Below are 12,708 nucleotides of genomic sequence, written 5' to 3'. Positions count from 1 at the left end.
ATAGATTTTTTTACAACATAAGGTAGGTGACTGATTTTGAAAAACATTGTCAAATGTAGCTTGTTAGTTGTTGTCGGTATTTTGTTTTTTGCTTCAGAAATTTCCGCAGAGGAAAACTGGATAGATTTTGGACATCGTGAAAATGTCGATATAGACAAAAATTGGAAGGTCACCTTTGATCAGCCGATGGAACGTGGAACTTTACATAGTCAATCAATTTATGTTAAAGATACGGACGGAAACCAGTTGTTTTTATCGAATGATTTAAGTGAAGATGGAAAAGAGATGACGGTTTTGCCACCTGCAGATTATTATGAGCCAGGTGAAGAGTACACTTTATACATCGAAAGTGAAGTGGAGTCAGAAGAAGGAAACCAAATGAAGGAAGGGTATAAACTAACATTTACGGTTGATCCGACTCAAGAAAAGCCATATGATTTACCGGAGGATTCTGATGCTGAATTCTTTGGAGAAGTTACAGCTTCGACGCTTCTTGTCCGTGAAGAGACAAATACAGATTCGGAAATTGTCGGCAGGGTTTATGAAGGGGATCTGATTCCTGTTTATGATATAGATGGTTTTTGGGTAGAATCTAAGTATGAAGGAGAAACGGTTTTTCTACATAAGGACTATCTAATCCTTCGACATAAAAGTGGCGATTTACTCAAAGACATAACGATTGTCCTTGATGCTGGGCATGGTGGCTATGATAACGGGGCATCTGTTGACTCACCCGTTCCAGATATCCGTGAAAAAGAAATCACGCTACCAGTTACTTTGAAGTTGCGTGACAACCTAGAGAAATTAGGGGCTAATGTCATTTTAACTCGTGAAGATGATCGCTATATCAGTCTTGACGATCGCGTAGAATTTTCACTGGACCATTTCAATGATTTGTTTGTCAGTATTCATGCTAATTCCTTTAGAGATTCCAGTGTGAACGGAGTGGAGACATTTTACAGTTCAACAAAAGATGGGAATGTTTCTGAATCCGAATACCTTACAACCGCGATTCAAAATCAGATCGTTTCAACCGTGGGCATGCGTCATCGACGAATTGGTGATGCAGAGTTTCGGGTCATTCATAATAACCCATCACCTGCAACACTAGTTGAACTTGGGTTTATGACCAATTCTAAAGATATCGAAAAACTTATCGATGGTGGTTACCATCAGTTGTTTGCCGATGCGATCACACAAGGGATTATTAATTATTATCGATAAAAATTAAAAAAATATGTAACCAATATCAATTTAAGACGTCTAAGTAGTGTGGGTTTGCCAAAAAAGCTTGTTTATGGATGTCATGCATTGTGGTATAATGATTGTACTCTTTGTAAATTTTTAGGCAAAACGGCAAAATGGTTTATTTTGTTTGCTTAAAAAGTCATCGTTTTGGTTATTTTAATGGATAAGGAGGGCTTACTTAAATGTTCATAGAGTCCTTGATCATTACTTTAGTCATCGCACTTGTGATCACACCTCTTGTTAAAAAATTAGCAATCAAAATTGGTGCCGTTGACAACCCGTCCTATCGTAAGGTGCACAAAGATGTGATGCCACGACTAGGCGGATTAGCAATATATTTGAGTTTTATGATAGGTCTTATTATTTTCTACCCTGAATCAATTTATACATTGCCAATTATTATTGGTGGTTCCATTATTATGATTGTTGGATTTTTAGACGATATGATGGAATTATCACCAAAATGGAAATTGTTTGGTCAATTATTGGCTGCAGTTGTCCTTTTAGGGACCATTCAGGTAGAATTTATTAACTTGCCTTTCGGTGGAGAAATTCATTTTGGTGTGTTGAGCATACCAATCACCATTTTATGGGTTGTCGCCATTACGAATGCGATTAACCTTATTGACGGTTTAGATGGATTGGCAGCAGGTGTTTCCGCCATCGCCTTACTAACGATTTCATCTATGTCAATCATGATGGGAAATGAATTTGTTACCTTAGTTGGATTCCTGTTATTAGGTAGTACGATCGGATTTTTATATTACAACTTCTATCCAGCCAAGATCTTTATGGGTGATACGGGAGCGTTGTTCTTAGGTTATATGATTGCCGTGCTATCGCTTTTAGGCTTTAAAAACGTCACGGTATTCTCATTCGTCATCCCAATTATTATCTTAGGTGTCCCGATCTCGGATACCATCTTCGCTATGATCAGAAGAAGAATTCAGCGAAAACCAATATCAGCACCTGACAAACAGCATTTACACCACTGTTTATTAGGGTTAGGTTTTAGCCATCCAGTCACCGTTTTATTGATTTACGTGTTAAGTGGTGTATTCAGTTTAGCAGCTATCTTGTTTACCCAAGCAACGATGTGGGGATCATTCTTGTTGATGGCAGCTCTGTTTTTGATTATCGAAATTGTGGTTGAATTAACAGGGTTAGTTGATAAAAATTACCGACCTTTGCTTAAGTTTATGAAACGAGGATCTGGCGTCAAACGTTCTTAATTAAAACCAATCGAGATGGTGATATCTCGGTTGGTTTTTTTATGTTGATTTATGGACTGGATGCCTGTAGGAGTTGGTAAGGATCTCGTTGAGGGGGGTTCTCAATTCCCGTAGGAGTAGTTGAGGGCTCCGTAAGGTCATTGAGACGGTCGTTCAATGCTCATAGGAGTAGTTGAGGGCCCTGTAAGGTCATTGAGACGGTCGTTCATTGCCCATAGGAGTAGTTGAGGGCTCCGTAAGGTCATCGAGACGTTCGCTCAATGCCCATAGGAGCAGGAGAGGGCCGCATAAGGTCATCGAGACAGTGTATCATCCCTCATCTATTAACTTTCATGTTTATTAATGGTAGCTTCCTGCTTCCTCATCTCAAATAATTCTTTTAAACTATTTCGAAATCTAGTAGTTCATTATATAATAGCTTGTAAGGATAAAATTCGACATAGGACGGAGGAACCTTACATGCTTTTTAAAACAGCTAAGAAGCTTTCCCCTTTTCTGCTTGTAGCATTCATACTTTTAATCGGACAAGGGATCATGGCACAAAGTTGGTTTGATTGGACTGACGGACCAGAAGAAGTGACAGAAGATAAAGTTTGGGTCGTTACTTTTGACCAACCTTTGTTAGAAGATAGTGTTGATCAGGATAGTGTTTATGTATTGGATGAAGAAACAGGTGAAGAACATCCAGTTAAGATTGAATTGATGGATGAAGATACCGTTGTTTCAGTGACTCCAGAGGAACCATATGAACGAGGGCAAACATATGAGCTCTACATATCAACCGATGTTCAAAATCAAAATGAGGTTCCTTTAGAAGAGGGAGTTAAGAAGTCTTTCTATATTCCAGGTGTTTATGAAGTTGCGAAGATTAGTAGTTTAGAAGATTATGAGACTGTGGGTAAGTATGAGGATTTTGAAACAGCTTTAAATGAAGTGGAAAGAGATGGTTCTGAGGTTATTTTATTTGCGGATTCGATTCTGTGGGCAACAGATGGGATTGTTCATACTCAAGGTTATACGGTCATCCACGAATCACCTGAATTAGATGATGCTAAGACTTACATTAACACCGTAAGTAATGGCATGATTGAGCTTGAATATATAGATACTTTAGAAGATAGTATTGAAATTAAATTGGCTGGAGAAACTGGTTATATCAGTCATGATGATGGTTCTATCATTCCTGATGATTATATTGAAGAACGGTCTTATTATGAAGTTGTTGAGGGTTCAGATGAAAATCGTTTAGTTCATCACGTTTATGAAGATAATTATCGTAATTATGACTACGGTTGGGCTCCGTCATCACTTGAACCAGGTGAGTATTATAGCTGGGATGGTATCACTTTTGAAGGTGAGACACTTGAGTTGTTTAACCAGCTAGATATCACTAAGGACACCAATTATACAGCAGAGGATATTGACGATTATATTGATGAATTTTCTAAAGTTCGTGATACAGAAGGAAATGCACCATTGGCAGGTTTAGGAGAAGCGTTTATTGAGGCTCAAGAAGAGTATCAAGTTAATGCCCTGTTCTTAATGTCACTTGCCATCCATGAGTCTGCTTGGGGTGGTAGTAAAATTGCTCAGGAGAAAAATAATTTATTCGGTCTAAATGCTACAGATAGCGATCCTTATGGTAATGCAGATGAATTTGAATCATTTGAAGAAGCTGTATTATATGCGGGTTACTTTATCAATAAGGGTTACTTAGACCCTGACGATTGGCGTTATAATGGTCCGTATGCAGGTAACAAGACGCTTGGGCTAAATGTAAGGTATGCCTCTGATCCTTATTGGGGACAAAAAGTTGCTGGGCATATGTACACGGCAGATAGTCATTTAGGTGAAAAAGATCGTGAGCTACTTGACCATTATGAGCCAGAAAACGTGAAGCATGATTCAATGGAAGCAACATCACAAGATGACGATCAGTCTCAAGACGAGGGAACAACTGACGATTCAACTAATGACGACTCATCAACAGATGACTCAACTAATGACGATTCAACTAATGACGATTCAACTAATGATGACTCATCAACAGATGACTCAACTAATGATGATTCAACGACAGATGATTCGTCCACGGATGACTCAACAACGGATGATTCGTCAACTGACGATACAACCAATGATGACTCTACCAACGACGATTCAACGACAGACGACACGTCCACGGACGATTCAACAACAGACGATTCAACAACAGATGACACGTCCACGGATGACTCAACAACGGATGATTCATCGACAGACACCTCGAACGAATGATCAAGCTAATAGATCAAGCCAAGATGGCGAAGCATAAATGAACAAAAAACATCCCATGAGCGAGCTAGCTTATGGGATGTTTACGTGTTTATACTTCTACATCTTGTTCTACATATTTTTCATCGCCTAACCTGATCGTCACTTGGTCATTGGTTAAGTCGATCATCCAGGCTTGGAATTCTTCAACCTTTGAAACAGGTACATAAACGTGGAACTTGACGTTTTCGGCGTAGTCAATATGCTCGATGAGTTGGTCGTTGTTACGTAATTCATTTTCTAATTTACCAATCAAACCGTAATCAGCAGCAATGATGACTTCTTTCATAAGAGAGCGTTCTACCACACCGACATGGCGAATCGCTTCAGATGTTGAACTGGAGTAAGCACGGATGAGACCACCAGCACCTAATTTGATTCCACCAAAATACCTGGTTACAACGACAGTGGTGTCTTTAAGGTCCATTTGTTTTAGTACTTCTAGCATAGGAACACCCGCAGTTCCACTCGGCTCTCCGTCGTCATTAGCTTTTTGGATAAGATTTTGTTCACCGATCATATAGGCAGAGCAATTATGTGTCGCGTTATAATTTAGCTTTTTAATCTGTTGGATAAACGCTTGAGCTTCTTCTTCTGTCTCAGTTCGTTTGACATATCCAATAAATCGCGATTTTTGAATGACAATTTCATTATGTCCTTCTTCTTTGACGGTTAGATATTTTTCTAGCATTTTCAACAAGCCTCCTAAATTATCATTATATAAAAGTAATGGTAGACGGGCAATTGTGACGAAGACTTTTTACTGTTAATGACCGAAAATAATGATAAAATAAACCATAAGACCCCCAGTAAGAAAGTCTTATTTCCGAAAAGATATAGATATATTGGAGGAATCGTGATGCTTGATGCGAAAGAACAAGATAAAGCGCTAAATAAAATTATCGAAGAAATGGTTGAGGTAGTATCCAATAGCAAACAGGAAATATTTGAATTGGGGGAAGATGCACGCCAACAACAGCAAGCACTAGCTGATGAGGTTAAGGATATTAAAAAAGAAGTTGCACGCATGATTAAAGACAACGACCAACTTGAGCGCAAACTCAAAATATCACGTCAGCGTTTAACCGAAGTGAGTAAAAATTTTCACCAATTTAGTGAAGAACAAGTTCGAAAGGTATATAATGATACACATGAGCTACAAACTCAACTCGTTGTTCAACGTCAACGCGAGGTCGTATTGATCAAACGACGTGATGAGATTGAAAACCGTATTCGCTCATTAGACAGTAGTATTGAACGTACTGAAAATGTGATGAGTAAAATTAATGTGATCTTGAATTATTTGACCCAAGACTTTCAAGATGTCAACAAAGCGTTAACATCAGCGAAAGAAAAGTATGATTTTGGACTGCAAATTATCGATGCGCAGGAAGAGGAACGAAGGAAGCTTTCGCGAGAGATCCATGACGGACCAGCACAGATGTTAGCGAATGTGATGATTCGTTCTGATATTGTGAATAAAACCATTCGTGAGCGTGGAGTGGATGAGGCGATGAAAGAGATGAAGGACGTCAAAGAGATGGTCCGTGGTGCGTTGTATGAGGTGCGACGCATTATCTATGACCTACGTCCAATGGCTTTAGATGATTTAGGCCTTGTCCCGACACTTAGAAAATATTTATCAACTATGGAAGAATATCATCAAGTGAAGATTGAATTTACACCAAAAGGGAAAGAGAAGCGCTATGCTCAAAAATTTGAAGCGGCTATCTTTCGCTTAATTCAAGAGGCTGTTCATAATGCTTTAAAACATGCCAAAGCGAGCTTAATTCAAGTTCGTTTAGAAGAGACGTATAATCGATTAAATGTCCACATTATCGATAATGGCCAGGGATTCGATTATAATGAGAAAAAAGAAGGATCATTTGGGCTGATTGGAATGCGTGAGCGTGTGGAAATGCTTGAAGGGGAAATGAAGATTGACTCATCGATCGGTAAAGGTACCAAAGTAATCATGAACCTTCCAGCTTTATATTGACATCATATAATCATAAATTTTCCTGATGAGTTTTAGTTTGGAAAGTAGGTTGTTATGTGTGAAAACAATCTATTTTATCGATAGTTATGGAGATTCTATGAAAAGATTAACTATACCTTTATCCATAACTTTAGTATAATAGTTTTAATATTTAGACAGAATGGATAATGCTATCATAGATGATCTTAAGTAATTAAGGAGGAGACTTATGCCTACCAGTATCGTATTAATTGATGATCATAAATTATTCAGAGAAGGTATTAAGCGAATTTTAGAATTTGAAGAAGACTTTGAAGTTGTGGCCGAGGGCAGCGATGGTTCTGAGGCAATGGATCTGATCGAACAGCATCAGCCTGATATAGTTATTATGGATATTAATATGCCAAATGTTAACGGGGTTGAAGCTACACGCGAACTCGTGAATCATTATCCAGATTTAAGGGTAATTATCTTATCAATCCACGATGATGAAGCTTATGTCACTCACGCCTTAAAATCAGGCGCGCTAGGATATATGTTAAAAGAGATGGACACTGATGAGCTCGTTAATGCGATCAAAATCGTAAGCGATGGAGGTTCATACGTCCATCCGAAAGTTACACACAATTTAATTAAAGACTATCACCGTCTTTCAACTAGTAATGAAACGAAAAACAAACCAGCATTCGAATATGTTGAATATCGCAAGCCTTTACACCTCCTAACTCGCCGTGAGTGTGAAGTACTGCAATTAATGACAGACGGTAGGAGTAACCGTGGGATTTCTGAAGATCTGTTCATAAGTGAAAAGACAGTTAAAAACCACGTGTCAAATATATTGCAAAAAATGAACGTTAATGACCGTACACAAGCGGTCGTAACAGCTATTAAAAATGGCTGGGTTCAAGTGAGATAAATATATCATGTTAAGCCTCCTCAAGTAGGGGGCTTTTTTTGTTTGATCAGAAAGTAGTTTCGTTACTTCCACCTATTATCTCAACGATCAACTTCTATTCTCTATTTATACAACTGGCTTGCTACAAATTATCCATGCAATTTACATATGTTTATTGTAGAATACTAACTAGGGAGGTAGATCGCATGAAAACAGCGGTTTTGACGGATAGTACGGCATACATACCTCAGGAACAATTGGACCAGTGGAATATTTATATGGTGCCGCTTAGTGTCACTTTTGGAAATGAGACTTACCGAGAGCTACTAGATATAACGACAGAAGAGTTTTACCAGAAAGTACGTGAAGAAAAAGAACTACCGAAAACGAGTCAACCCTCAGTTGGCGATTTCACAACCACTTTTGAAGAAATTGCCCAAGAGCATGATGCAGTGGTTTCCATTCATTTATCCAGTGGAATTAGTGGTACTTACCAGGCAGCCGTTTCTGCAGGCGATATGGTAGAAGACTTAAAAGTTTACCCATTTGATTCCGAAATTAGCTGCTTAGCCCAAGGCTTCTACGTATTAGAAGCAGCGCAAATGGCCAAAGATGGAGCGTCACCAGAACAGATTTTAGAACGCTTAAATGAAATGAAGAAAGACATGCGTGCGTATTTTATGGTCGACGACTTAAGTCACTTAGCACGAGGCGGTCGTTTATCAGGCGCGCAAGCCATGGTCGGAAGCCTACTTCAGGTCAAACCATTATTGCACTTTGAAGACACTAAAATTGTCCCATTTGAAAAAATTCGTACGAGCAAGAAAGCATATAAACGAATGGAAGCTTTGTTAAAAGAAGCGGCTGACCAAGCCGAACAACTCAAAGCCGTAATTATCCACGCCCAGCGAGAAGAAACCGCTCAAAAGTGGAAGGACGAGCTAGCCGAAAAATACCCGAATGTCGACTTCTACATTAGCTACTTCGGTCCAGTGATCGGCACCCACATCGGAGAAGGCAGTATCGGCCTCGGATTTTATAAAGTGAAATAGATTTGTAGGTGGGCGCTTAGGCCTGCCTGCAAAGCTTTAATTAACGGAAACGCGCCGAACCAAGCCGGAACCGTCAATTAGTGAAGCTCTAATTAACGGAAACGCGCCGAACCAAGCCGGAACCGTCAATTAGTGAAGCTCTAATTAACGGAAACGCGCCAAACCAAGCCGGAACCGTCAATTAGGGAAGCTCTAATTAACGGAAATGCACCGAACCAAGCCGGAACCGTCAATTAGAACGCCTCTAATTAACGCAGATGCACCAAACCAAGCCGGAACCGTCAATTAGAACGCCTCTAATTAACGCAAATGCACCGAACCAAGCCGGAACTGTCAATTAGGGAAGCTCTAATTAACGGAAATGCACCGAACCAAGCCGGAACTGTCAATTAGAAAGCTTCTAATTAACGCAAACACGCCGAACCAAGCCGGAACCGTCAATTAGAACGCCTCAAATTAACGCAAACACACCACCCCAACCCCAAACCGTCAAAAAGCCAAGCCACCAATTCCCAAAACCACACCATCACCCCATCCCCAATCCAAATCAAGAAAGGACGATCAAATTGAATAACCCACCACCATTAATTGAAGAATTAGCAAGACGCTTTACAGGAAAACTCCTTCTTAAGCACGAACTTAACGTCACCCAACGCTTATTCGACTACCTCACGAAACACCACTTAATCGAACCATTACCCGGTATCAACCAAACATTCCATATCAACACTTGCCTTAGATGCATGAATCGTAAGCCTCACCTCTTTGGAAAAATTCCATCCAACTCAACATCACCAACCATCTACTGCAAAAACTGTATTCAAATGGGTCGTGTCAGTACTCGTGAGCCACTTTACATTTGGAAGGGGCCCCAGCCGAAGCGTCCTGTCGTAGATCAACCCCTTCAGTGGCATGGCGAGCTAACACCACTTCAAGAAAAAGCTTCAGATCAAATGGTAGAAGCAATTGCTTCTCAATCCCAGTTACTCATTTATGCGGTCTGTGGTGCTGGGAAAACGGAGATGCTTTATAAAGGAATTGCACATGCTATTAGTCAGAATAAAAGGGTATGTATCGCTACTCCAAGAGCAGACGTTGTTAAGGAATTAGCCCCTCGATTAAGACGTGATTTCCCGGCTATTGATGCTGCAGCCTTGTACGGAGGCTCGACTGAAAAAGATTTCAATGCTCACTTAGTCATCGCCACCACACATCAATTACTCCGTTACCAACATTCTTTTGACGTGACGATCGTCGATGAGGTCGATGCTTTTCCTTACCACCATGATCGTTCATTACCTAAAGTGGTCAAGCGCGCCACTAAGCCCAATAGCACCCTAATTTTTTTAACAGCAACTCCAAGGCTCGATATGAAACTTAGAATCGCCACTAAGCAAATCCCGACTGTGTCTATTCCTGTCCGTTATCATGGGCATCCCTTACCGATCCCTACTTTTAAATCTATTTTCCGACTTCAAAAACAGCTAGAACAACTACAAATCCCTCAAGTCATTACCAAGTGGATCAACGAGCGTGAGCAATCACAGCGGCGTTTTCTTCTTTTTGCCCCAACGATCACCCTTGCTGAAGAGCTTTCTAAAAAACTAAAAATACCTTATGTCCATGCAGATAGCCCTGATCGTAACTATTTAATTCAACAATTTCGAGCGAGAAATATCAAAGCCCTAATTACGACAACTATCCTTGAGCGTGGTGTGACGTTTCCATCAATTGATGTTGCGATCATCCAGGCAGATCACCAAGTGTTTGATGAAGCAGCTTTAATTCAAATAGCCGGACGAGCTGGGCGAAGTGCTCATGACCCAACTGGCGATGTAACCTTTTTTTATGAGTTGAAATCAAATGCGATGGTTCGCGCCAGGCAATATACCATCAATAAAAATAGTGAAGCAGAAAGGTTGAAGTAACTAATGTATTGTCATATTTGTTTTAAATCAATGCAGGAAGAGACCACCTGGAAGGATCTATTGACGCCTAAACTATTTGAGTATATTTGTACAGAATGTGAGGATCAGTTTGAACGAAATAGTTCGCCAACCTGCCAAAAATGCATGAAACGATCTGAAGCATCCATATGCCATGATTGCAAGCTTTGGCAACAGATCCTCACCACAGACCCACTCGAACAAAACATTTCCATTTATACTTACAATGACTTTATGAAAGACGCGATTGCTAGATTTAAATATCGTGGAGACTATGAAATTCAAATGGTCTGGCGCAAGATCATCTTAGAAACCTTCAAAAAATACTTCATCCATGATAAACTCACGATTATGCCAATCCCTCTTAGTGAAGAACGCCACCAAGAGCGTGGCTTTAACCAAGCTGAAGCGTTAGCAACAAGCATCACTTATGAACCTGATACAAAAACGCTAATCCGTATTGATAGTGGCAAGCAATCTAAGAAATCAAGATACGAACGAATGCACTCGGCCAATCCTTTTCAGACCACTCAACCACCACCTAAACACATCCTTCTCATCGATGACATTTTTACAACAGGCACGACTATAAGACAATGCGCTCAAACTCTTAAACAAGCAGGTGCCCAATCGATTAAGTCGTTAACCCTGATTCGTAGTTAAAAACGAACAAAAATTCGACAAAATCGCTTTGTACTTCGACTCATTTGTCGATATAATAAGTATAAAAGATGATCGAGGAGGGTGACACATGGGGGAGTTAGCGAACTGTCCAAATTGTGGAGAACTATTTGTTAAAGGATCACAGGACGTTTGTCGCAAATGTTTTAAAGAAGAAGAAGAGAAATTTGATAGAGTCTATAACTTTATCCGTAAGAAGAAAAATCGTATGGCGACGATGAATGAAGTATCAGAAGGAACCGATGTTGAAAAAAGTTTAATTCAAAAATGGTTACGCCAAAAACGGATTCACGCAGGGTCATTTCCTAATTTAACTTATGGATGTGAGCGTTGTGGCGAACAGATTTATGAAGGGAAATTGTGTGAAAACTGCGCTGATCAGTTGAAAACAGATATATCACAAGACGAACGTCAAAAAACGATTGCCGAACTTGAACAAGAAAAACGTGATCGACAGCAGGTATATTTTAATGTCGATCAAGAAAATAAATGGAGAAACTAAACTTCTTTCCGTATGAACCGATATAATAAAAAGAAGAATGGTTCGTGCAATGAAAGGGTGAAACAGGATGAACATTAATCCAATTAATGGGGCTAAGGTAAACCCATATCAAAAACAATTACAGAACCAACCGAGCGTGAAGCAAAAGTCTAACCAAGCGGATCAAGTTGAAATTTCGGCTAAAGCAAAAGAAATGCAGCAAGGTAATAGCCTTGTTAAAGCACGACAAGAACACGTCAACGAGATTAAACAACAAGTGCAAAACGGTGAATATGAAGTAGATGCGAAGAAAACAGCTGAGAAGCTAAAAGCATTTTTTGACCACCGTGCCTAAAAGGAGGAACATCCTTTGTCTATGAACTCTATTATTGAAAAACTAGAGAAAATCTATCAATTAAATGACAGTCTATTAACGCTTTCTAAAGACAAAACAGAACGGTTAAAAGCAAATGACATTGAAGCGTTCAATGACTTGTTGATGAAAGAACGAAAGCATGTCCAAGCGATTGAGCAAATCGAAGCCAAGCGTGAACAAGAGACCAAAGCTTGGTTCGAGTTGAATGCCCCTCACATAGAGGAGCAGACAATGACGTCGTTAATCGAACAAGTGGACGACCAAGAACAAAAACGAGAGCTTGAAGATTTATTTGAAAAGCTAGTGTTCGTTTTAGCGGACCTTAAACAGCAAGAACAACTTAATCGCGATTTAACCCAGCAGTCACTTCAGTTTGTTGAATTAACGTTAGACATGTTAAGACCGAATCATCAAAAAGACCTTAACTATCAAAAGCCCAAAGCCCAAGACTCGAAGCGCTCAGGGCAGTCGGTGTTTGATTCGAAAGCGTAGCATCTGTAATAGCG

Annotated in this window: 12 protein-coding genes; 11 read left to right on the top strand and 1 reads right to left on the bottom strand. The window is 39.8% G+C overall.

Annotation, left to right across the window (positions count from 1 at the left end):
- Positions 1–36 precede the first annotated feature (36 nt).
- From HWQ49_RS06125 to HWQ49_RS06115, 3 genes are all read left to right on the top strand, one after another.
- Positions 37–1,224, top strand: coding sequence for an N-acetylmuramoyl-L-alanine amidase (locus HWQ49_RS06125; RefSeq protein WP_188206722.1), 1,188 nt, complete (start codon positions 37–39; stop codon positions 1,222–1,224).
- Positions 1,225–1,430: 206 nt separating this feature from the next.
- Positions 1,431–2,480, top strand: coding sequence for a glycosyltransferase family 4 protein (locus tag HWQ49_RS06120; protein ID WP_188206721.1), 1,050 nt, complete (start codon positions 1,431–1,433; stop codon positions 2,478–2,480).
- A 459-nt stretch (positions 2,481–2,939) separates the two neighbouring features.
- A complete protein-coding gene (locus HWQ49_RS06115) occupies positions 2,940–4,757 on the top strand; it encodes a glucosaminidase domain-containing protein (RefSeq protein WP_188206720.1) in 1,818 nt (605 codons plus the stop codon).
- An 88-nt stretch (positions 4,758–4,845) separates the two neighbouring features.
- Here HWQ49_RS06115 and HWQ49_RS06110 read toward each other — a convergent pair whose 3' ends face one another.
- Positions 4,846–5,484 carry a YigZ family protein gene (locus HWQ49_RS06110; protein ID WP_188206719.1) on the bottom strand — a complete coding sequence of 213 codons (639 nt, stop codon included), beginning with the start codon at positions 5,482–5,484 and terminating at the stop codon, positions 4,846–4,848.
- A gap of 168 nt (positions 5,485–5,652) precedes the next feature.
- Here HWQ49_RS06110 and HWQ49_RS06105 point away from each other — a divergent pair, with 168 nt between their 5' ends.
- From HWQ49_RS06105 to HWQ49_RS06070, 8 genes are all read left to right on the top strand, one after another.
- Positions 5,653–6,792: a sensor histidine kinase gene (locus HWQ49_RS06105; protein WP_188206718.1), complete on the top strand. Its 1,140-nt coding sequence runs from the start codon at positions 5,653–5,655 to the stop codon at positions 6,790–6,792.
- A 208-nt stretch (positions 6,793–7,000) separates the two neighbouring features.
- Positions 7,001–7,687, top strand: coding sequence for a response regulator transcription factor (locus HWQ49_RS06100; protein WP_188206717.1), 687 nt, complete (start codon positions 7,001–7,003; stop codon positions 7,685–7,687).
- A gap of 185 nt (positions 7,688–7,872) precedes the next feature.
- Positions 7,873–8,718, top strand: a complete 846-nt coding sequence (locus HWQ49_RS06095; protein ID WP_394810764.1) for a DegV family protein — start codon at positions 7,873–7,875, stop codon at positions 8,716–8,718.
- 566 nt (positions 8,719–9,284) lie between these two features.
- Positions 9,285–10,646 (top strand): DEAD/DEAH box helicase, encoded by a 1,362-nt coding sequence (locus HWQ49_RS06090; protein ID WP_223155044.1) that lies wholly within the window; start codon positions 9,285–9,287, stop codon positions 10,644–10,646.
- A 3-nt stretch (positions 10,647–10,649) separates the two neighbouring features.
- The gene (locus tag HWQ49_RS06085) at positions 10,650–11,327 is read left to right on the top strand and encodes a ComF family protein (protein ID WP_188206716.1); all 678 of its coding nucleotides are present in this window, start codon (positions 10,650–10,652) and stop codon (positions 11,325–11,327) included.
- An 88-nt stretch (positions 11,328–11,415) separates the two neighbouring features.
- Positions 11,416–11,847: a TIGR03826 family flagellar region protein gene (locus HWQ49_RS06080; RefSeq protein WP_188206715.1), complete on the top strand. Its 432-nt coding sequence runs from the start codon at positions 11,416–11,418 to the stop codon at positions 11,845–11,847.
- A gap of 67 nt (positions 11,848–11,914) precedes the next feature.
- Entirely contained in the window at positions 11,915–12,181 is a 267-nt protein-coding gene (gene flgM / locus HWQ49_RS06075; RefSeq protein WP_188206714.1) for a flagellar biosynthesis anti-sigma factor FlgM, read from the top strand.
- Positions 12,182–12,202: 21 nt separating this feature from the next.
- Positions 12,203–12,694 carry a flagellar protein FlgN gene (locus HWQ49_RS06070; RefSeq protein ID WP_223155055.1) on the top strand — a complete coding sequence of 164 codons (492 nt, stop codon included), beginning with the start codon at positions 12,203–12,205 and terminating at the stop codon, positions 12,692–12,694.
- Positions 12,695–12,708: the final 14 nt, after the last annotated feature.

It is taken from the genome of Alkalibacillus aidingensis, assembly GCF_014595945.1.
GTDB lineage: Bacteria > Bacillota > Bacilli > Bacillales > Alkalibacillaceae > Alkalibacillus > Alkalibacillus aidingensis.
Note: the sequence above shows the minus strand (reverse complement) of the source record. Positions and strands in the feature narration are given on the sequence as shown.